A 22,850-nucleotide genomic window follows, 5' to 3' on the forward strand; every position below is an offset into this window, starting at 1 on the left:
GCTCCCGCAAAAGGTCATTTTTTTATCTGTTTATTAAACTTCTAGATAGCCATTTTTGTTATTTGATTGCCATCTCCAAGAGTCTGCACACATCTCTTCTAATCCGCGTTTTGCTTCCCATCCTAATTCACGCTTCGCTTTCGATGCATCTGCAAAACATACTGCCACATCACCAGGTCGACGCTCCGTAATTTTATAAGGAACTTCTTTGCCCGAAACCTTTTCAAATGCTTCAACCATTTCCAACACACTATAACCAGTACCTGTACCGAGATTGTATGCATCTATCCCAGTAGTGCCAAGTACCTTTTCAAGCGCCTTTACATGGCCTTTTGCTAAATCTACAACATGAATATAATCACGGACACCCGTGCCATCTTTTGTTGGATAATCATTTCCAAATACACTTAATTCCTTTAACTTCCCTACTGCTACTTGTGTTACATATGGCATTAAGTTATTTGGAATTCCGTTTGGATCTTCTCCAATACGTCCACTTTCATGTGCACCAAATGGGTTGAAGTAACGAAGTAATGCGATACTCCATTCTGCATCCGCAAATGCTACGTCACGCATAATTTGTTCAATCATTAATTTCGTTTGACCATATGGATTCGTTGCACTTAATGGAAACTCCTCCGTAATTGGTGATGTTTCTGGAATACCATACACTGTTGCAGACGAACTGAAGATCATCTTCTTCACATCATGCTTCTGCATCACTTCACATAGCACTAATGTGCTTGTAATGTTGTTATGATAATACGTTAACGGAATTTCTACTGATTCCCCTACAGCCTTAAAGCCTGCAAAGTGAATAACAGCTTCAATTGTATTTTCTTCAAAAATCGTATCAAGTGCTTCTCGATTTAAAATATCTTCTTTATAAAATTTAAACTGTTTTCCTGTTATCTCTGTCACTCGATTTATAGACTCTACTGAGCTATTCGAAAGATTATCTACTACTATAATTTCGTAACCGTTTTTTAGTAATTCTACGCATGTATGACTACCAATATATCCTGCTCCACCTGTTACAAGTATTGCCATAATTATAGTCCTCCATATTTCATTCATTATAAACTTCTCAAAGTATATCACATATTTCTTATCATATGTTTATTATGCGAACACAGAAACTTACATTTTATCCCATGATTTTTTGTACAATACACGATTCCAATCAGGTAATAAAAAAACGCCACATAACAGCATCGCGTGGCGTTTTTTTATCAAATTACGTAACAATATACACTTAGAAAATGCGCAAGACTACCTAACAATACAAAAACATGAAAAATTTCATGGTGTCCCATATATTTAAACTCCAACCATTTTGGCTTCGCGCCGTAAATAAACCCACCAATTGTATAAAAAATGCCTCCAAGTACTAAGAAAATAATACCTCCTGTACTTAAATTATCAGCTAGCGGTGCAAAGAATAGAACAATTAACCAACCCATCAGAAGATAAATTGCTGTCGATAACCATCTTGGACAATTAAACCAAAACATTTTAAAAACAATACCACAAATTGCCGTTGCATAAACTAAACAAAATAATAGTAAACCATTTGCCGAATTTAATGTAATTAAGCAAAAGGGTGCATATGTACCTGCAATTAATATGAAAATCATAGAATGATCTAGCTTCCTAAAGAAATAAATAACACGTTCACTGGCTACGACACTATGATACACAGCTGATGCCATATAAAGGACCATCATCCCGATACCGAATAAAATAACAGCTGTAATTGCAGCAACAGATGGCATCTTAACAGAAACTTTCACAAGCATAGCTAATAATGCAATAAATGATAATACAGCTCCTCCTAAGTGAGTAAATGCATTAACCGGTTCTCTTACATAAACATTCATATAAACACCCCTCATATAATTACATGTAGTTTTAATAACTACATGTAATTATATACATATTATCCTTGTGGGTCAACATTTACAATTCATTTGTTTCGTAATACCATATTTAAAGATATACTAAACATTAAGTTCCACTAAGTTATAAAAGTGAGGGGTTCTACGTGGAAAATATAAATAAATTACTTGAATCATTACATTTAGAAAAAAGTATTAAACTTGAGGATATCCCAAATGTCGACTTATATGTAGACCAAGTTGTCCAACTATTTGAGAATACTTATACGGATACAACGAGAACTGATGATGAAAAAGTATTAACAAAAACAATGATTAACAATTACGCAAAAGGGAAATTATTCATCCCTATCAAAAATAAAAAGTATTCAAAAGAACATATGATTTTAATCAGCTTAATTTATCAATTAAAAGGAGCTCTTTCCATTAATGATATAAAAAGCTCCTTAGAAAATATAAATGCACCGTTAATAAACGATGATACATTCGAATTAAATACTCTATATAAAGATTACCTTTCTCTTACTGACACCAATGTGGAAAGCTTTAAGCAAGACGTGAATAACCGTGTTAAGGAAGTAAACGAGGTTTCTTCCTTAGAAGATCCAAAGCTAGAAAAGTTTTTATTACTAACATCCTTCGTGACTATGAGTAATATGTATAGACGTTTAGCAGAGAAACTAGTTGATGACCTCAAAGAAACTTAAACAAAAAAACTATCCACCTGTTAGAGGTGGATAGTTTTTTTGTTTACTTAATTGCTTCATGAACCTTTAATTGTTTCCCTTTAATCGTTGTGTTTTTCATATTTTTTAAAACAAGTGGTCCTTTTCCATTTAATATTTCAACGTAAGAAACATTGTCTTGTATTGTAATAATTCCTATATCTTCTGCTGTAACACCTTTAATTTTAGCAATTGTACCGACGAAATCTACCGCCCTAATTTTCTTTTTCTTCCCGCCATTAAAGTACAATTTCATAATTCCTTTGTTTAGGTCTGCATTTTTATCTTTCTTTATAATTGGTTTAGCATGTATCTTTTCCTCAAATACTGCTTTCCCTTTCATAACTTCTTCTTTTGAAGGTGCAAGTGCCTTTGGAATTTCAAAGCCAATGTACTCCTCAATCTCTTCTAAAAATCTATTTTCATACGGCGTCATGAATGTAATAGCTTTCCCGTTATTACCAGCTCGTCCCGTTCTTCCCGTACGATGTACATAACTTTCTTTTTCTAATGGAATATCATAGTTAATAACATGTGTAATATTATCAATATCAATTCCTCTAGCAGCTACGTCTGTCGCTACTAAATAACGGAACTTTCCTTTTCTAAAATCGTCCATAACTTCAAAACGATCTTCTTGTACCATACCACCATGTATTTTGTCACAAGGATAGTTAACCCGCTTTAACTGCTGAAATACGTGATCTACATTTTCTTGCGTACGGCAAAAAATAATACAACTATCTGGATTCTCAATCGTTGTTACATCTTTAAGAAGTGAAAGCTTCTCCTCTTCTCTCATCTCAAAAAGTGTATGTTCAATTTTATCTGTTGTAATCCCGGTAGCCTTAATTTCAATATGCGTTGGCGAATCCATATACGTACGAGATAACTTTTCAACATCTTTTGGAAGTGTTGCTGAAAATAGCATTGTCATTCGTTTTTTAGGTAATTCGTCAATAATTGCCTCTACTTGATCGATAAAACCCATATTCAGCATTTCATCCGCTTCATCAATAACTAAATACTTCAAACACTCTAAAGAAAGGGTACCTTTTTCAATATGATCTAACACACGGCCAGGAGTCCCAACTACAATATGTGTTTTTTGCTTTAACTCTAATTTTTGACGTGCAAATGGAGATTTACCATAAACTGCAGCGGCCTTAATTCTTTTGAAACGACCTATATTCGTAATGTCTTCTTTTACTTGCACCGCAAGCTCTCTCGTCGGTGTTAAAACTAAAGCTTGTGGCTTATTCTCTTCCCACTCCACCACTTCACAAAGTGGTATGCCAAATGAAGCGGTTTTTCCACTTCCAGTCTGTGATTTCACGACAAGGTCTTTCTTTTGCAAGGCAACTGGAATAACCTCTCCTTGCACTTCCGTTGGATGTTCATATCCTAAACCAGTAAGTGCTCTTACAATTTCTTTACTTAATGCATAATCAGCAAAACTTTTTTCACTCATATATTAACCTCTTTTTATTCTGTATTATTTTCTTTTTTCGCTTTTCCTATCAATGAATTATCATATACGTTATTATCACCTTATTCATTATACTTGAAAGCTCACATAAAAAGGCGAATCATTCGTGATTCGCCTTACTAAACAAAAGGATTTTCTATTTTAAAAACTTTTTGAAAATATTATTCTGCCTTCTGACCGGTAATAACACTTTCTTTCTTCGGCTTCTCTTCTATTACTTTTTCTTCCTTACGGTTCTCATCTTTTGTTTTATCTACATCTACTGCCCTCGGCACACTCTGTATAATTTGTTCATTCGCATTTTGATAATATATTTTAAACTGTTCTTTCCCTTTCGTTTCCCTAATAATTACGTTAAGTTGCTCTTTTACATCCGCAAACTTCTGCTCGTTTTTCACCTCCTCTACTTTAACTAGCATTTGCTTATATTTTTCTTCCTCATCTTTTTGACTAGCTAAAACTTCTCGTTTTTCTTTTGCTTGTTTGGCTAATATAACTGAACTAGCAGAATCATTTTCAATTTCCCTCAATAACGAAATTGCTCGGTCTATATTACTTTCCTGTAATGCTTCAATCATTTTATTTGTTTGATTCACCTTCAGCCTTATTTCCCGATCATCCTTCTTTTCTTTTAATGCTAATTCAAAAGATGCGACTGCTCTATCGTATTCTTTATTTTCCAATGCTAAATCTCCTTGTTTCTCTGCCTTATCAAATGCATCATTATTGCTACATCCGGCAGTAACCAAAAAATTTATTCCTATTATTAGTATTAACTTTTTCATAGTATTTCCTCAGCCCCCTCGCTCAAAATAAGAGGCATACATACAATCTTATGCAATTATCGCAACTTCCCTTACTTTTTTATAAACGAACATTATTCATAAGAAATCTATTTAAATTCGTTTTTAACGTTATTTTTAAAATATATTGGCTTCTTTTCAAAAAAACGTTAAGAAAATCTTTGACTTCTTACTGAAAATGATGTAAATTATCCTATGGACGAACATTTTTAATCAATAAAAATAAAATATTCGTATTTTAGGGGTGTAAATGATGGAAAACGTATTTGACTATGAAGATATTCAATTAATTCCTGCAAAATGCATTGTAAATAGCCGATCTGAATGTGATACAACTGTCACTTTAGGAAAACATAAATTTAAATTACCTGTCGTACCTGCAAATATGCAAACGATTATTGATGAAAGAATCGCAACTTATTTAGCTGAAAATAATTACTTCTATATCATGCATCGTTTCCAACCAGAGAAACGAATTTCATTCATTAGAGATATGCAATCACGTGGATTAATTGCTTCAATCAGCGTTGGTGTTAAAGAAGACGAGTACGAATTCGTACAACAATTAGCTGCTGAGCAACTTTCACCTGAATACATTACAATCGATATCGCACATGGTCACTCTAACGCTGTGATCAACATGATTCAACATATTAAAAAACATTTACCAGAAAGCTTCGTTATCGCTGGAAACGTTGGAACTCCAGAAGCGGTAAGAGAATTAGAAAACGCTGGTGCTGATGCAACAAAAGTTGGCATTGGACCTGGTAAAGTTTGTATTACTAAAATTAAAACAGGCTTTGGAACTGGCGGTTGGCAGCTAGCTGCACTTCGCTGGTGTGCAAAAGCTGCAAGTAAGCCAATTATCGCTGACGGTGGTATTCGTACACATGGCGACGTAGCTAAATCAATTCGATTTGGAGCAACTATGGTTATGGTCGGTTCTCTATTCGCAGGTCATGAAGAGTCTCCAGGGGAAACAATCGAAAAAGATGGCAAACTTTATAAAGAGTACTTCGGTTCAGCTTCTGAATTCCAAAAAGGTGAGAAGAAAAACGTTGAAGGTAAGAAAATGTTCGTTGAGCATAAAGGTTCTTTAGAAGACACTTTAATCGAAATGGAACAAGATCTTCAATCTTCTATCTCTTACGCTGGTGGAACAAAATTAGACGCAATTCGTACTGTAGATTATGTAGTCGTGAAAAACTCTATTTTCAACGGTGACAAAGTATATTAATTTATAAATTTAACTAGAAGGACAAGCATTTTTTATGCTTGTCCTTCTTTTTCATGTATAAAAATGTAAAATATTTTCATTTCACTGAATTTTCTAGTATCATGTTTTTAGATACTTATAATAAGGGGGATATAACAAATGAAAAATGTAATTGAGAAACGCCTTATTCGCGCGGAAGTCTCTACTGAATTGACATGGGACCTTTCTGATTTATACGAATCTGATAAAGAGTGGGAAACTGCATTACATGTATTAACAGACGATATAAAAAAACTTGATGCATTTAAAGGACAATTACACACTAGCCCCGCTACCTTATTAAATTGCCTACTTTTAGAAGAAGAGCTTTTAATGAAGTTAACAAAACTCGGCGCATATGCAAATTTAAAAGAATCCGCTGATCGTACAGATTCAGTTATTCAAGCGAACTCTTCCAAAATTTTCGCTCTAGGAACGAATGTACATACCGCACTATCCTTTATTCATAACGAAATTCTCTCATTTGAGGAGGGAATAATTGAAAAATATTTAACTGAGGAAATAAAACTTGAACCTTTCCGTAAATCATTACTAGAGATACTCAAAAAGAGGCAGCACACACTCTCTCCTGAAACAGAAGAAGCTCTTGCTGCACTCGGCGAAGTTCATAGTTCACCCTACAAAATTTACGGCATGACTAAATTAGCCGATATGGATTTCCCTTCTATACAAGATGAACAGGGAAATGATTTGCCTGTATCGTTTGCATTATTCGAAAGCAAATATGAATTTTCTCCAAGCGCATATATACGTAAAAAAGCATATTCATCATTTGTTTCCACATTGAAACGATATAAAAATACAGTTGCAACAACATATGCTACTGAAGTAAAAAAACAAGTGGCGCTTTCTCGTTTGCGCAAGTACGAGTCCGTTACCCATATGCTTTTAGAACCTCAAAAAGTTCCACTTGAAATGTACAACAACCAACTAGATATTATTTATAACGAATTAGCGCCTCATATGCGCCGTTTTGCAGATTTAAAAAAGAATGTATTAGGGCTTGATCAAATGCTTTTCTGTGACTTACATGCACCGTTAGATCCTGAATTTAATCCAACAATCACTTACGAAGAAGCTGGCAAACTCATTCAAGATTCCTTAAAAGTATTAGGAAATGAATATAGTTCCATTATCGAAAAGGGCTTCAAAGAAAGATGGGTAGACCTTGCAGATAACATAGGAAAATCAACAGGTGCCTTCTGCTCTAGCCCATACGGTTCTCACCCTTATATTTTAATTACATGGCAGGGTACGATGCGCGGATGTTTCACATTAGCTCATGAATTTGGACATGCTGGTCATTTTTATTTAGCAAATAAAAATCAGCGTATTATGAATGTGCGTCCATCTATGTACTTCGTTGAAGCTCCATCAACGATGAATGAATTACTATTAGCCCAGCATTTACTTGCGACTACTGAAGATAAGAGAATGCGCAGATGGGTTATTCTGCAACTACTCGGCACATATTACCACAACTTCGTTACCCATCTACTTGAGGGAGAATATCAAAGAAGAGTATACGCTCTAGCAGAAGAAGGGCAAGCACTCACAGCTACAACTTTAACTGAAATAAAAACGAAGGTCCTTTCGACATTCTGGGGAGATTCCGTAGAAATTGATGAAGGCGCCGGTTTAACATGGATGCGTCAACCTCACTATTATATGGGCTTATATTCTTACACATATTCTGCGGGACTAACTGCTTCTACCGCTGTAGCTCAAATGATTAAAGAAGAGGGTCAACCTGCTGTTGATCGCTGGCTTGATGTACTCCGTGCAGGCGGTACAATGAAACCACTTGAATTAATGAAACACGCTGGAGTAGACATGTCAAAACCAGATGCAATCCGTAAAGCCGTTTCTTACGTCGGTTCCTTAATTGATGAATTAGAACGTTCTTATCAAGAATAAAAATAAGCCCTCGCTTTATGAGGGCTTATTCTATATTTACTTTCCAAATCTTTTGCGGTATCCGCACTTTCTGCATAGTTCTTCTACTGCAACCCTTTTTGAAAATCCATCTACAATATTGTTCGCTCTTTCACCTTCAATAATATTAGAGAATGAATCATTATTAATATTTCCAAGATTAATAATTCCCTCACCATCTAGACAACAAGGAATAACCGTTCCGTTCGCTAAGATTCCAGCCTGATTTCGAAGACCATGACAGAATCCTTTTCCATCATCCTCTTCTTCATGCAATGCCGGCCACTGGAATTCATAGTCTTGATTAATAAAGACACGTTCCGCAATTTTTATACCTTTTCCCGGTGTAAGCTTCTCTTCAATTTGATAAGATAGATCAAACTCATTTTCAATTATAGATAATAAATCCCTATTTTTTTGGATTTCAGCATTTGTTTTATTATCCTGAGTTAAATTCCATAATCTTAGTGAAACGATTAAGTCCGATTGACTTGTTGCCTCTCTAATGAAAGAAAGTATACTCCTTACATAGCCCTCTTTATCTTGCGAACCTGGGTGTCCATCAAAACTGTGCAGTGAAAAATTCATTTGTCTTAACGCAGGCTTATTTAACAGTCTATGCCTTCTCTTATTAATTAACGTTCCGTTCGTTGTAATATTAACTTTAAACCCTTTTTCATGGCTTAAATCTAATAGTTGATCTATTTTCGGATGGAGCAACGGCTCACCCTTCACGTGCAAATAAATGTAGTCTGTGTGAGGTTTAATTTGGTCTAATCTTTTAGCAAAATCCTCTACAGAAATGAATTGCTTCTGCCTTTCCGTCGGCGGACAAAAGCTGCACGCAAGATTACATACACTCGTAATCTCCAAGTAAAACTTCTTAAACTTCTTCACCTTTAATTCCTCACTTCTATGACTACTTATACTTTTTCCCTCTTCATATTACAGCATATTTTTTTAGAAATAGAAACATACTTATTTTAGGAAATCTACATACCATCTATTAATGTTTAAAAGACCATCGGTGATTTTTGTCCAATGGTCTTTTTTACTCTTTATATACAAATGAAAAATTTATTTATGATACGGTTCACCACGATTAATCCGAAACGCCCTATACACTTGCTCAAGCAATACTAGACGCATTAATTGATGTGGTAATGTCATCTTTGAGAAAGAAAGAGATTCGTTTGAACGCTTCATTACTTCAGAACTAAGCCCCAGTGATCCACCAATTACAAATGTGATCTTGCTCTTTCCATATGTAGCAAGGCGATCTATACTTACCGCAAATTCTTCTGATGATTTTTGTTTTCCTTCTATAGCTAACGCAATGACATGCGTATCATCAGAAATTTTATCCAGTATACGAATACCTTCTTTTTCTTTTACAATTAACATTTCTGCTGCACTTAAATTTTCTGGTGCCTTTTCATCTGGCAATTCAATTACTTCTACTTTTGCGTAAGAAGATAATCGTTTTAAATATTCTGCTATACCTTGTTTTAAGTACTTTTCTTTTAATTTCCCAATTGAAATAATCGAGATATTCACATTTATTCCCCACCTTACAAACACGTTATCCACAGGACTTATCCACATATCCACAGATGTTACCCACATATTGTGTGAGAATCTGTGTTCGATACAACATATGTCGCCTCATTTTGACAAAATTCACATGTTTTTTTCTCTTCTTTAGAGTTATCCACATTGTTAATAACCGGTGCGACTTCACACTCATCCACAATGATATCTAATGCTAATTCAACATGTTCTAAACAACAAGGTAAATTCATATTCTTCACCTCACTTTTCTACAATAGAAAACAGGAGGTAGGCCCTCCTGTTTTTAATACTTTTGAATGCCTAATTTCACCGTTGTTGTCGCTCGTTTTGTACCACGATAAAACGTAAGAGTCATTTTATCATTAATTTTTTTATTATATAAGGCCGTGCGGAACCCAATAATATCGTGCACCGCTTTTCCATCTACCGCCACAATAACATCATGTTCTCTAAGACCCGCATCCGTACCTGGCGAAGGACTTTTCACATCTAAAATGCAGACTCCTTCTGTTACGTTACCTGGTAAGTGTAATGTTTTTGACCAATAGTAACTCGGAATCTCATTTAATGATCTTAGTTCAATCCCAACGTAAGGTCTTCTTACTTTACCGTACTTTTCTAGTTCATTCATAATAGGAACAGCTCTCGTAACTGGAATAGCTAGTCCAATTCCTTCTACTTCTTTTGCTGCAATTTTCATTGAGTTAATACCTATTAATTGTCCCGCTACATTTACAAGCGCTCCACCACTATTACCTGGATTAATTGCCGCATCTGTTTGCAATACTTCTACTTGCCAATCGTAATGTCCATCTTGATCTAAATCTACAGGAACAATACGCTCATTAGCCGAAATAATACCTTGTGTGACAGTTCCGGAAAATTGTAACCCCAGTGGATTTCCAATCGCAATAACTGGTTCTCCTCTACGAACGGTATTAGAGTCGCCAATTTCAATCACTTTCTTCACATGCTTCGCATCTATTTCTAGTACAGCTAAGTCCGTGACTACATCGGTTCCTAATACTTTACCTGGAATTTTCTTACCGTCACTTAAGCTCACTTCAATACGATTCGCCCCAGCAACAACGTGGTTATTCGTTACAATATACGCATGTCCATCTGTTCTCTTATAAATCACACCAGAGCCTGTACCAGCTTCTGAATCAGCCTCTGAAAAATTGTCTCGTTGAATATTAATAACACCAACAACAGCCTCTGAAGCACGATCAACAGCGTCTACAAAGCTAATCTGTTTAACAGGAACATTTCCACTTTGAGCTTCAGCCATATTTTTTTCACTTGCTTCAGCTTGCGGAAGCTTACCTGCATGATTTGAAAATAAAGGCGCTCCAAATGCAAATAATGAAGCCCCTACAATTGTCCCCGCTATGCTAGAAATGACAATACCTTTATGTTTCTTTTTGCCTGCACGTTTAATACGATATTTTTCTTCATCAATAAAGGACATATTTGTTCACCTATCTTCCTGAAAACAACTATATTCACCTTTATTGTTTACTAAAATGAAGAATTATACGTATTGAATTTTCGTAGGCACTTTTTGATCTGTATCATGTATTTCAAAGGATTTTCCAACCCCAAAACCTTTTTCTTCTAATACTTGTGATACAGACATACGCGCTAATTCTTTCATGTTATTATCTAAGCTTAAATGTGCTAAATAAATGTGTTTTGTCTCATCTGTAATAACATCAGCCATCGCTAATGCAGCGTCCTCATTACAAACGTGGCCAACGTCGCTTAAAATACGTCGCTTAATGCTCCATGGATAGCGTCCCATACGAAGCATTTCCACATCATGATTGCTTTCAAACACGAAAGCATTTGCTCCCTTAATAACACCTTTCATACGGTCACTTACGTAGCCCGTATCTGTAATAAGAGCTAACTTTCTATTATTGTTATGAAAAGCGTAAAACATCGGTTCCGCCGCATCATGAGAAACACCAAATGATTCAACTTCAATATCCCCAAATGTTTTCACGTCTCCTACTGAGAAAATGAATTTTTGATCAGTTGGGATATTACCTATTAAATGTTCCATTGCATTCCATGTTTTCTCGTTCGCATAAACAGGTAAATCATATTTACGCGCCAATACACCTAATCCTTTAATGTGATCACTATGCTCATGTGTTACAAGAATACCTGATATGTCATTTATATTCAGTTCAGCTTGTTTAAATAAAGCCTCTGTCGCTTTACCACTTAAACCTGCATCGACAAGCAGTTTTTTTTCATCTGTTCCTACATATAGCATATTCCCTGTACTTCCACTTGCAAGTACACTAAAATGCATGCTCATTCTTTCTCACTCCATTATGTTCTTCCGGCACTTGAGTTTCCCCCAATTCCATAACTTGTCCTTCAATTGCATTCACAAAAAAATCCTTTTTTTGTTCTGTCTTTAAGTTCCATGTTGGAGCAAGCACTTGTATATTAGAAGAAGACTCCGCAAGAGTCGCATATCCAATCTGCGCCTCTTTCACGTGCGTATTTTCTGCAATTTTATTTTTCAAATATATATTTTCTAAAGCTGTTTGAGCAGTAATAATTTCTTGTTCTTTTGTCTTTTCGCTTTCGCCCATTTCCTTCAAATCCGTTAACATTGTTTGTGTATACGAAATAAGCTCATTTTTTTCATTTAAATCTACAACAATCATCGCACGATTATTGTAGAAGATTGGTTTATCTTTATACTTTTGAAAGAAGTAAATTTTTGAGTCCTTTATTGCTCCAAACTCATATTTTTGTCCATCCAGCACATAATTTTTCAAAAACTCATTATACTTATCTTTTGACAATGATTTTGTATTTAAAAAAGGCTCTTTTAATTTACCCTCTATTTGATATTCATCTTGCACATGCGCTGTCTGATTTTTTAAAGATTGCACATCTTCTTCTTTGAAACCCTTATTTTTCGCCATTATAAATGACTCTTTTTTAAGTTCTTTAGGAAAATTTCCCATAGTAATTTTTTCAGCTTTTAATTGTTGATCGATTTTCGTTTCCGTCACAAGTTCTAATTGATTACTATCTTGCTTTTGAATGAACTGAAAGATAAGAAAGAGGTCTAAAACAAAAAAGGTCACAATAAATATGGTTTTAATTCGATCCCAATCCATTTAGTCCCCCCTCACTCCACTCATATATTTGTTGCTTACCATCTTCTTCACATTTTACATACCATATCGGCTGTAAGACAGCGATTCTCACATCACTGATGGACGGTTCCAATGACATTTTATAACCAATACCAACATCCTGAATTGATTTTTTATCAATTTCTGGATTATTCTCTAGTGATGTCATCACTGTACGACCTGATGCGAGAGAAGTTGTTTGTTGTTTACTAGGCAAAGTAATACTGAACTCAAAAAAGGGTCTTTCATACTGCATAATTTCACCTGAACCCCATACTTGTTTTAATTCCGCTATTCCATTTGCACTAAATACAGGCAAACCATCCTCATATAAACGGAATGAAGTTTTCCTCCCATTAATATAATCAAAACGATAGGACTTCAAGGATCCACTATGCCCACTTACAAAGTCAAAACTTTTTTGTAAAATTACCGCATTATCCGTAGATTTATCACCATGTACAGCGGAATTTTTATATTTCAACATTGCATCCGACTTATCAATTTCCATAGAACGGATGCCATCTGTAAATGTTTCCTTTGTTTTCTCAGAAATAGGACTTAAATAACGTGGATCACTAAATAAAGCATTTTTAAATGGATCCACTTCTAGTTTAGCTGTAATATACTCTGCCTTACTTAATTCCGTAATCCCCTCTGGTAAAAAAAGTTTTTTTGTATCATTTATTTGATACTCAAAATATGGTCTTGCTACTGTTATAAGTTGATTTTGAACATTTATAATATCCTTTATATAAGCACCACTCAATGTTGCTTGATATATTTTATGAGGAGTATCATAGGAAACAAAGCTAACTTTAATTTCTTGGTCCTTACTTCTAGAAGGATCAATTATAATACGATTAAAACTTCTGTTACTTTCTATGTTTTTATCTTTAATATTAAACATATTTTTAATCGTATCTAACGGGATATTTGTAGGAAAAACAAATTCAATTTTTTCTTCTCCGTGTACATAAGACAGAAAATCACCTTTAGGGACTGTCCCCGTTATTTCCTCGAAATTATGTAATTCTCCGTTTTCAAGAATTTTATAGATCGAATCCACATTTTCCTTCTTTTCGCTTACATAATGATTTTTCTCTTTATGAATAACGACAGAGGATGGGCGAACAACCTCCGAAATCTTTATCGGATTTATCTCTTCGTTACCTTGAACGAACTTTGTATTTTGCATAGAAGTAGAATCAGGAACATATGTCCACAAGTTAAAAGTAAGAAATAGACTAATGACAACCAAATTAATTAGAACTATCGTTTTAAAGTTTTCCATACTCATTCCCAATCGTCCTCTTCATCTGTCGCCATTGGCAATGTGAAATAAATAGTTGTCCCTTTTCCTTCCTCACTTTTCGCCCAAACCGAGCCGCCATGTGCCTCAATCATTTCTTTCGCAATAGCTAACCCAAGACCTGTACCACCCATTTGTCTCGAACGCGCTTTATCTACACGATAAAAACGTTCAAATATTTTATCTACATTTTCTTTCGGAATTCCCATTCCTTGATCACTCACACTAATCTCTAATAACTCCCCGCGGTCACGTAGGCGATATGTTACTGTACCACCTTCTGGCGAATATTTTAGTGCATTGGAAATAATGTTATATAAAACTTGTGTAATTTTGTCTGTATCCATATCAATAAATCGAGATTTTTTAGAGAAAGATCGTTTGAAGCTTACATTTTGCTCTTTAGACATTTCAAAACGATCGATAACGTTATTAAAGAAATCCGTAAAGTCGACCCATTCCTTCATTAAGCGATGTTCTGTACTATCTAGTTTAGATAGTTGTAACAATGCATTTACAAGCCTGATCATTCTTTCCGTTTCCTCTTGTGTAACCGTTAAAAATTGCGGTGCAATATTGGGATCTTGCCATGCTCCATCAGTAAGTGCTTCTAAGTAACTGCGCATCGTTGTTAACGGCGTTCTTAACTCATGAGATACGTTCGCAACAAACTCACGGCGCTCTTGTTCTATCCGCTCCTGCTCTGTTACATCATATAATACAGCAATTAAACCATTTGCCTTCCCTGTTTCTTTTTGAATAACAGAGAAACTAGCACGTAAAATATATGGTTCATTTCTCGTACTAAAATCTAATAAAACTGAATCAGGCTCTTCATATAAATGATCCAGTGTAAATTCTTCTTGTATTCCTAGCACTTCTAACACTGATTGATCTAGCGCCGTTTCACGCGAAACATTTAACATCTTTTCCGCAGGATCATTTAATAAAATGATATCCCCTTTTCGATCAGTAGCAATTACTCCATCTGTCATATGTGATAAAACGGATGATAATTTTCGTCTTTCACTTTCTGTGGAGGAACGAGCTTGTTGTAATTTTTTAGATAAATTGTTAAAAGATAATGCTAATTGTCCAATCTCATCGTGACTATGCACCTTTACTTTTCGCGAATAATTTCCTTTCGCCATTTCAATTGCTTGTCTTCGCATATCTGAAATTGGTCTCGTAATTGTTTGAGCCAATAAAATTCCAAGTACAGCTGTTACTAATAAAGCAATTACTGTCCCCGTTGCGAAAATTTGGTTGATGTCCTTCATTTGTTTATACACATCTTCCATAGATGCAACGATATGAATGACACCAAGTACCTCTCCGCCTGGCTCTTTTAGAATAGGGGTAATCATAACTTGAACTCGATGACCTGTATTTCCATCTTTCTCAATCTTTGACTCTGGTTTCTTTTGTACCATTACCCGTTGTACAGCTGTATCTGCTGACGTTCTTCCTACCTTATTTTGCTTAGACCCGTCTGAAATTGCCATTAATTTTTTAGTAGAATCAATTACACTTACTTCTTGAATATCTTTCTTACGATCTGATGCGAATTTTTGAATCGAATCATTAATAGCTTTATCTACTGATTCTGTTTTAGGACGTTCTTTTACAAACTCTTGCTTCAGGTTATAAGAAAGTAGATTTGTTTGCTGCGTTAAGGAATCTTGAAAGCCTTTTACAAGGCTTTTTTCTAATTCCCTGACGAAATATACACCAATTACTTGCATTGCTATTAATATTAACAGCATATATATGAGCACAAATTTTAAATGAATAGATTGAAAAAAACCAACTTTCTTCATATACTATTCCTGTTCTGGGTCACGCAAGTAATACCCTACTCCACGTCTAGTTACAATTAAAGTAGGATGACTTGGATTATCTTCAATTTTTTCGCGTAAACGACGTACTGTTACGTCTACTGTACGTACATCTCCAAAATAATCATAACCCCAAACTGTTTGTAATAAATGTTCACGAGTCATAACTTGACCTAAATGCTTCGCTAAATAATGTAGTAATTCAAATTCACGATGTGTAAGCTCAATGCTTTCTTCACGCTTTGTTACACTATAAGCGTTCGAATTGATAACGATTGGTCCAATAACCATTTCGGTATTTTCTTCTTTCTCTGCAGCACCACCCTGCTGATGGCGACGTAAATTCGCTTTCACACGAGCAAGTAACTCCCTCGTACTAAATGGCTTCGTTACATAATCATCTGCCCCAAGCTCAAGCCCTAATACTTTATCAATTTCAGAGTCTTTTGCTGTAAGCATAATAATTGGCATTTCTGAGCTTTTACGTATTTCACGACATACCTCTAAACCGTCTTTTCCCGGTAACATAATATCTAATAAAACCATATCTGGCTGTTCTTCATTTGCTTTTTCAATCGCCTCATCACCATCATGCGCCATTACAATTTCAAAACCTTCTTTTTCTAGGTTGAACTTCAAAATATCCGCAATTGGCTTTTCATCATCAACTACTAAAATTTTCTTTCCCATCATCGTCTATTTCCTCCTTATAAAAATATGATCAATAATCCTCAAACATATTGATGTTTCTATAGTATGTTCCTATATGACAACAATCTTAGTCTAAGTATTTCTCCTCTATTCTCATAGACTCATGTATCATCCACTTTTACACGGAATCCTATACGATCTATAGAAAAACCTCTAGCTTCAACTGCTAGAGGCTCCTCATTCTATTGTAAAATAACTACCCACATTTGTAAAACTGGACAAAATAAAAAGGATATTAAGTGGGCCCACTTAATATCCTGAGAGTGGCTCGGGACGGAATCGAACCGCCGACACGAGGATTTTCAGTCCTCTGCTCTACCGACTGAGCTACCGAGCCAAAACTATATATAAAACCACTAATGGTGGTATAAACAAAAGTGGCGGTCCCGACCGGGGTCGAACCGGCGATCTCCTGCGTGACAGGCAGGCATGTTAACCACTACACCACGGGACCAAAAATGAACATAAAAAAAACATGACCCGTACGGGATTCGAACCCGTGTTACCGCCGTGAAAGGGCGGTGTCTTAACCACTTGACCAACGGGCCACGAAAAATAAAATGGTGAGCCATGAAGGATTCGAACCTTCGACCCTCTGATTAAAAGTCAGATGCTCTACCAACTGAGCTAATGGCTCATACTCACCAACGTCATATTTTCGTGACGACAAGACATATCATAACATGCTATCTTTCATTTTTGCAATACCTTTTTTTATTTTTTTATAAAAAATAAGAAAAAACTCATAAAAATATGAGTTTTTTCTTAAAAAAATCAATTTTTTATATCAATTAAGCTTCGTATACGTTACGAACGATATTTGTTTGATTACGATCTGGTCCAACCGAGAACATAGATAATTGGATTCCTGTTAATTCAGAAACACGCTCTACGTATTTTCTTGCATTTTCAGGAAGTTCATCCAATGATTTCACAGCAGTAACATCTTCTGTCCAACCTGGAAGCTCTTCATATACAGGCTCACATTTCGCTAAAATGTTTAAGTTAGCTGGAACTTCATCGATAACTTCGCCATTGCATTTGTAAGCAACACAAATTTTAACAGTTGGAATACCTGTTAATACATCGATAGAGTTTAATGATAAATCTGTTAAACCACTAACACGACGTGCATGTCTTACAACAACGCTATCGAACCAACCTACACGGCGTGGACGACCCGTTGTTGTTCCGTATTCACGACCAACTTCACGAATTTGGTGACCGATTTCATCATTAAGTTCAGTAGGGAATGGACCATCACCAACACGGCTTGTATATGCTTTACATACACCTACAACGCGAGTAACTTTCGCAGGACCAACTCCAGTTCCAACTGTTACACCACCAGCAATTGGGTTAGAAGATGTAACGAACGGGTACGTACCGTGGTCGATATCAAGCATAACACCTTGTGCACCTTCAAATAATACACGATTATTGTTATCTAGTGCATCATTTAATACGACTGATGTATCGCATACGTAATGTGCGATTTGTTGTCCGTATTCGAAGTACTCTTCAAAGATTTCTTCTACGCTGAAACCTTCTGTATCGTACATTTTTTCAAACAAACGATTTTTCTCCACTAAATTACGCTCAAGCTTCTCTTTAAATGCTTCACGGTCTAAAAGATCAGCCATACGGATACCAATACGAGCAGCTTTATCCATATATGCAGGACCGATACCTTTTTTCGTTGTACCGATCTTGTTATCACCTTTACTCGCTTCTTCTAATTCATCTTGTTTTAAGTGATAAGGTAAAATAACGTGCGCACGGTTACTTACACGTAAATTATCAGTACTTACACCACGATCGTGTAAGTATTTCAACTCTTCAAGTAATGCTTTCGGATCTACTACTAAGCCATTTCCGATTACACAAATTTTCTCTTTATAGAAAATACCAGATGGAATTAAGTGTAATTTATATTTAACTCCGCCGAAAACAATTGTATGTCCCGCGTTATTTCCACCTTGATATCTTGCAACTACTTCCGCATGCTCAGAAAGAAAATCAGTGATTTTACCTTTTCCTTCGTCGCCCCATTGTGTTCCTACAACTACTACTGAAGACATTATTAAAGCACCTCCGCAATTTTCAAACGATCTATTCAAACAATATAATTGTACCAAAACAGAAAGAGAAGTCAACCAAAAAGCGAACATTTTTTTATCGAAAAACGTTTTCGTTCGTAAGAATTACATATTCATCTTATGAAAGCCCTATCTTTCATATAAAAAAAAGAAACACATCTTATTATAAGAAATGTGTTTCTTTTTTATACTGCCTTTATGCGTGCGGTGCATGTCCATCCTCAAAGCGGCGTTCTAAGTTGACGAATTTATTAAATTCCTTAACAAACGCAAGCTCTACTGAACCTACCGGACCATTACGTTGTTTTGCAATGATAATTTCAATTGTATTTTTATTTTCTGTTTCACGGTCATAGTAATCTTCACGATATAGGAAGGCTACAATGTCAGCATCCTGCTCGATACTTCCTGATTCACGAATGTCAGACATCATCGGACGTTTATCTTGACGAGATTCTACACCACGAGATAACTGCGACAAGGCGATAACAGGTACTTGCAATTCACGTGCAATCCCTTTTAATGTACGAGAAATCTCAGATACTTCCTGCTGACGGTTTTCTCCTGATTTCCCACTTCCTTGAATAAGCTGTAAATAGTCAATCAAAACCATCCCAAGACCTTGCTCTTGCTTTAATCTACGACATTTTGCTCGAATCTCATTTACTTTAATCCCTGGTGTATCATCAATATATATACCAGCATTAGAAAGGCTACCCATCGCCATTGTTAATTTCGCCCAATCATCAGAAGTTAATGAACCGGTACGAAGTCTTTGTGCATCAATATTTCCTTCTGCACAAAGCATACGCATAACAAGCTGATCAGAGCCCATCTCTAAACTAAAAATCGCTACATTTTCATCAGTTTTCGTCGCTACGTTTTGTGCGATATTTAGTGAAAATGCAGTTTTCCCTACCGATGGACGCGCCGCCACGATGATTAAATCATTTCGCTGAAAACCTGCGGTCATCTTATCTAATTCAGTAAATCCAGTTGGTATCCCGGTAACTTCACCCTTTTGATTATGCAAAAGTTCAATTTTATCATAAGCATCTACAAGAACATCTTTAATGTTTTGGAATGCTTTTGCATTTGTTTGGTGAGATACTTCTAATATTTTTTTCTCAGCCTCATTTAAAAGGCCATCCACATCATCTTCTCGCTCGTATCCATCCGATACAATATGAGTCGCCGTTCGAATTAAACGACGTAAAAGTGCCTTTTCAGCGATGATGCGTGCATAATATTCTACGTTAGCAGCTGTTGGAACAACTTCTGCTAACTCTGCTAGATAAGAAACCCCACCAACTTCTTCTAGTAATCCTTGATCAGCCATCGCTGATGTCATTATTACTAAGTCGATTGGTTCTCCCTTATCAGACAACCCAAGCATGACTTCAAAAATCTTTTGATGTTTCGTTCGATAAAATGAGTCAGGTACCAATAGTTCCGATGCTGACGTTAACGCATCCTGATCAATTAATATGGCACCTAAGACTGCCTGCTCAGCTTCTATATTATGCGGAGGGGTACGATCAGCCATTACATCACTCATGCGCAATCCTCCTTGCTTAATTTATTTTTATTGTTCACTAACATGAACTTTTACTGTTGCTGTTACTTGTGGATGCAATTTCACATTGACGTTTGTATAACCTAATGCACGGATTGCATCATCCATTTCAAATTTACGTTTATCAAGTTTAATCTTGTGTGACTTTTGCATTACATCTACAATTTGTTTACTCGTGATAGAACCAAATAAGCGGCCACCTTCTCCAGATTTCGCCTTTACTTCTACAGTTAATTTCTCTAATGTTTCTTTCAGCTCTTTTGCATTCTCAACTTCTGCTGCTGCATCTTTTTCCTCTTTGCGCTTTTGAGCATCTAAAGTTTTCATACTGCTGTTTGTCGCTTCAGCAGCTAACCCTTGTTTTAGTAAAAAGTTATTTGCATAACCATCTGGTACGTTTTTTATTTCTCCTTTTTTACCTTTACCTTTTACGTCTTTTAGAAAAATTACTTTCATGATTGTGTGCCTCCCTGTAAATAGTCATCAATAACAAATTGAAGCTTCTCCTCCGCTTCATCTACTGTAACATTTTTCATTTGTGTGGCTGCATTCGTCAAATGCCCGCCACCTCCTAAATTCTCCATAATTAGCTGCACATTCACTTCACCTAAAGACCTGCCGCTAATTCCAATGAAATTCTCCCCACGTTTCGCAATAACAAATGATGCAATAATACCCGTCATCGTTAATAGCGTGTCCGCTGATTGTGCAATAAGCACTTGATCGTAATAGTCATCACTATCGACTTTTGCAATAGCAATTCCATTTTTATAAATGTACGCATTTTTAATAGCTTTTGCAACTCGTAAATACTGACCCATATCTTCTTTTAAAAGCTCTTGTACAAGTACAGTGTCTGCGCCATGCGAGCGTAAATAAGAAGCGGCATCAAATGTACGAGCGCCTGTACGGAATGTAAAACTTTTCGTATCAACAATAATACCAGCTAACAATGCCGTTGCTTCTAACATTGTCATCTTTAAATTTTTCGGTTGATACTCAAGTAATTCTGTAACAAGCTCTGCCGTTGAAGAAGCGTATGGCTCCATATAAACAAGTAATGGATCTTCAATGAAATCTTCCCCGCGGCGATGATGGTCAATAACTACTACATTTTCAATCTTGTGTAACAGTTTTTCCTCCATCACCATTGAAGGTTTATGCGTGTCAACAACAACAAGTAATGAATCATCATTTGCAAATTCCATCGCTTGCCCTGGTGTAATAAAATGTGACCATAACTCTTCATTTTGTTTCACTTTATCCATCAAACGTTTGATTCCTTTATCAGAATCATTTTCATCTAATACAATATATCCTTTGCGCTCATTTAATTGAGCTACCTTTAAAATACCAATCGCTGCACCAATCGCATCCATATCAGGAGCTCTATGCCCCATTATAATGACATTACTGCTTTCTAATACTAAATCCTTTAATGCATGTGAAATAACCCTAGCACGTACACGAGTACGCTTTTCAACCGGATTCGTCTTACCACCGTAAAACTTAACTTTACCCGTTGCTTGTTTAATAGCTACTTGGTCTCCTCCTCGTCCTAATGCAAGGTCTAAACCAGATTGAGCCATCGCTCCAAGTTCTGATAAAGGTAAATCACCTGAGCCAACACCAACACTTAATGTAAGTGGTATATTCCTTTTTGATGTTTCTTCACGCACTTGATCCAAAATACTAAATTTCCCTTTCTCCATTTGCGCTAAAATACTTTCATTTAGTACAACGAAGAATCTTTCTGAAGATGCACGTTTCAAATATGCACCATACTTAACGGCCCATTCATTTAGACGTGACGTCACAAGACTTGTTATATTCGTACGTAATTGGTCATCTAATCCTTGCGTAACTTCATCATAGTTATCTAAATAAATAACAGCTAAAACAGTGCGCTGATCTTCATACATCTTTTCAATTTCTGTTTGTTCCGTTACATCAAAGAAATAAATTAGCTTTTCTTCTTTCCTTACAAAAACACGAAACTTTCGATTATTTAAAGAAACTATATCGTCAGAAGTTTCCCCCTTAATAAAAAGGAGTAATGTTTCTGATACATCGTAAAGGTGCCAACCAGCTAATGCATGCTGCCCCAAACATGATGATAAATAAGGATTCGCCCAATCAATCCCATAATCCTTATTGTATAACAAAATACCAATTGGCATTTGGTTAAATGCTTCATTACTCACTTTCTTTACCCTTGTAATCATATCTGTCGTATGTTTTTCAAAATTCCTTTGAAAAGTAAGTTCGAATCGTATAACGAAAAAAAGTACAATACAAAAGATAAAAAAGGCTGATATCCCCATAATTAAATGAAAGTAACAGAGGAGTGAAATTAGCACGAATACAAAAAATGCCAATACGTAAACAGGATATAAAAACCACTGTTTCTTATAAAATTCAGGCATGTATACAACTCCTATAAAGTAAA

The 22,850-nt window shown here is 35.7% G+C and carries 20 protein-coding genes and 4 tRNA genes; 3 read left to right on the forward strand and 21 right to left on the reverse strand.

The features are described 5' to 3' along the window. Positions 1-33: 33 nt before the first annotated feature. Positions 34-1,050, reverse strand: a complete 1,017-nt coding sequence (gene galE, locus MKY70_RS28200) for a UDP-glucose 4-epimerase GalE (RefSeq protein ID WP_088033911.1) — start codon at positions 1,048-1,050, stop codon at positions 34-36. Between the two features lie 182 nt (positions 1,051-1,232). Then, complete coding sequence (gene trhA / locus MKY70_RS28205) at positions 1,233-1,880, reverse strand: PAQR family membrane homeostasis protein TrhA (RefSeq protein ID WP_088033913.1); 648 nt, start codon at positions 1,878-1,880, stop codon at positions 1,233-1,235. A 164-nt stretch (positions 1,881-2,044) separates the two neighbouring features. Between trhA and MKY70_RS28210 the strand changes: the two genes are divergently transcribed. Then, positions 2,045-2,605 (forward strand): DUF1836 domain-containing protein, encoded by a 561-nt coding sequence (locus tag MKY70_RS28210; RefSeq protein WP_088033916.1) that lies wholly within the window; start codon positions 2,045-2,047, stop codon positions 2,603-2,605. A 43-nt stretch (positions 2,606-2,648) separates the two neighbouring features. Here the strand turns inward: MKY70_RS28210 and MKY70_RS28215 are convergent, their stop codons facing one another. Both MKY70_RS28215 and MKY70_RS28220 read right to left on the reverse strand, forming a co-directional pair. Then, on the reverse strand, positions 2,649-4,094 hold the full coding sequence (locus MKY70_RS28215) for a DEAD/DEAH box helicase (protein WP_341026329.1): 1,446 nt from the start codon (positions 4,092-4,094) through the stop codon (positions 2,649-2,651). Between the two features lie 179 nt (positions 4,095-4,273). Further along, a complete protein-coding gene (locus MKY70_RS28220) occupies positions 4,274-4,897 on the reverse strand; it encodes a hypothetical protein (RefSeq protein ID WP_445662072.1) in 624 nt (207 codons plus the stop codon). A 271-nt stretch (positions 4,898-5,168) separates the two neighbouring features. On the opposite strand from MKY70_RS28220, the gene guaC reads away from it, so the two are divergent. Together guaC and pepF are read left to right on the forward strand one after the other, a co-directional pair. Next, a complete protein-coding gene (guaC, locus tag MKY70_RS28225) occupies positions 5,169-6,152 on the forward strand; it encodes a GMP reductase (RefSeq protein WP_002068771.1) in 984 nt (327 codons plus the stop codon). Positions 6,153-6,290: 138 nt separating this feature from the next. Then, positions 6,291-8,108, forward strand: a complete 1,818-nt coding sequence (gene pepF, locus MKY70_RS28230) for an oligoendopeptidase F (RefSeq protein WP_341026331.1) — start codon at positions 6,291-6,293, stop codon at positions 8,106-8,108. Positions 8,109-8,144: 36 nt separating this feature from the next. On the opposite strand, the gene MKY70_RS28235 is transcribed toward pepF, so the two are convergent. From MKY70_RS28235 to MKY70_RS28315, 17 genes are all read right to left on the reverse strand, one after another. Next, a complete protein-coding gene (locus tag MKY70_RS28235) occupies positions 8,145-9,023 on the reverse strand; it encodes a radical SAM/SPASM domain-containing protein (RefSeq protein WP_002016446.1) in 879 nt (292 codons plus the stop codon). A gap of 180 nt (positions 9,024-9,203) precedes the next feature. Then, positions 9,204-9,683 carry a 23S rRNA (pseudouridine(1915)-N(3))-methyltransferase RlmH gene (rlmH, locus tag MKY70_RS28240; protein ID WP_002130178.1) on the reverse strand — a complete coding sequence of 160 codons (480 nt, stop codon included), beginning with the start codon at positions 9,681-9,683 and terminating at the stop codon, positions 9,204-9,206. Between the two features lie 59 nt (positions 9,684-9,742). After that, positions 9,743-9,928: a CxxH/CxxC protein gene (locus tag MKY70_RS28245; RefSeq protein ID WP_002035001.1), complete on the reverse strand. Its 186-nt coding sequence runs from the start codon at positions 9,926-9,928 to the stop codon at positions 9,743-9,745. A gap of 53 nt (positions 9,929-9,981) precedes the next feature. Next, positions 9,982-11,169 (reverse strand): S1C family serine protease, encoded by a 1,188-nt coding sequence (locus tag MKY70_RS28250; RefSeq protein WP_002035000.1) that lies wholly within the window; start codon positions 11,167-11,169, stop codon positions 9,982-9,984. Positions 11,170-11,232: 63 nt separating this feature from the next. After that, positions 11,233-12,027 carry an MBL fold metallo-hydrolase gene (locus MKY70_RS28255; RefSeq protein WP_002167283.1) on the reverse strand — a complete coding sequence of 265 codons (795 nt, stop codon included), beginning with the start codon at positions 12,025-12,027 and terminating at the stop codon, positions 11,233-11,235. Beyond that, positions 12,011-12,847 (reverse strand): two-component system regulatory protein YycI, encoded by an 837-nt coding sequence (locus MKY70_RS28260; protein WP_341026334.1) that lies wholly within the window; start codon positions 12,845-12,847, stop codon positions 12,011-12,013. The genes MKY70_RS28255 and MKY70_RS28260 overlap by 17 nt, the downstream gene beginning before the upstream one ends. Continuing rightward, entirely contained in the window at positions 12,828-14,165 is a 1,338-nt protein-coding gene (locus MKY70_RS28265) for a YycH family regulatory protein (RefSeq protein WP_341026336.1), read from the reverse strand. Before MKY70_RS28265 ends, MKY70_RS28260 begins: the two co-directional genes overlap by 20 nt. Continuing rightward, entirely contained in the window at positions 14,162-15,997 is a 1,836-nt protein-coding gene (gene walK / locus MKY70_RS28270) for a cell wall metabolism sensor histidine kinase WalK (protein ID WP_002166370.1), read from the reverse strand. The genes MKY70_RS28265 and walK overlap by 4 nt, the downstream gene beginning before the upstream one ends. Before the next feature lie 3 nt (positions 15,998-16,000). Beyond that, positions 16,001-16,708: a cell wall metabolism DNA-binding response regulator WalR gene (walR, locus tag MKY70_RS28275; RefSeq protein ID WP_000971867.1), complete on the reverse strand. Its 708-nt coding sequence runs from the start codon at positions 16,706-16,708 to the stop codon at positions 16,001-16,003. 282 nt (positions 16,709-16,990) lie between these two features. Beyond that, positions 16,991-17,063, reverse strand: a tRNA-Phe gene (locus MKY70_RS28280). 41 nt (positions 17,064-17,104) lie between these two features. Continuing rightward, positions 17,105-17,180: transfer RNA gene (locus MKY70_RS28285), tRNA-Asp, on the reverse strand. A gap of 22 nt (positions 17,181-17,202) precedes the next feature. Continuing rightward, positions 17,203-17,274, reverse strand: a tRNA-Glu gene (locus MKY70_RS28290). A 13-nt stretch (positions 17,275-17,287) separates the two neighbouring features. Continuing rightward, a tRNA-Lys gene (locus MKY70_RS28295) sits at positions 17,288-17,363 on the reverse strand. Between the two features lie 154 nt (positions 17,364-17,517). Then, a complete protein-coding gene (locus MKY70_RS28300; RefSeq protein WP_002034994.1) occupies positions 17,518-18,807 on the reverse strand; it encodes an adenylosuccinate synthase in 1,290 nt (429 codons plus the stop codon). A gap of 214 nt (positions 18,808-19,021) precedes the next feature. Then, entirely contained in the window at positions 19,022-20,383 is a 1,362-nt protein-coding gene (dnaB, locus tag MKY70_RS28305; RefSeq protein ID WP_002016457.1) for a replicative DNA helicase, read from the reverse strand. Positions 20,384-20,410: 27 nt separating this feature from the next. After that, entirely contained in the window at positions 20,411-20,857 is a 447-nt protein-coding gene (rplI, locus tag MKY70_RS28310) for a 50S ribosomal protein L9 (protein ID WP_002130186.1), read from the reverse strand. Next, on the reverse strand, positions 20,854-22,827 hold the full coding sequence (locus MKY70_RS28315; protein WP_088033928.1) for a DHH family phosphoesterase: 1,974 nt from the start codon (positions 22,825-22,827) through the stop codon (positions 20,854-20,856). Before MKY70_RS28315 ends, rplI begins: the two co-directional genes overlap by 4 nt. Positions 22,828-22,850 lie beyond the last annotated feature (23 nt).

Origin of the sequence: Bacillus sp. FSL R9-9492, assembly GCF_038007365.1 — a bacterium.
In the GTDB taxonomy this organism is placed as follows: Bacteria; Bacillota; Bacilli; order Bacillales; family Bacillaceae_G; genus Bacillus_A; species Bacillus_A mycoides.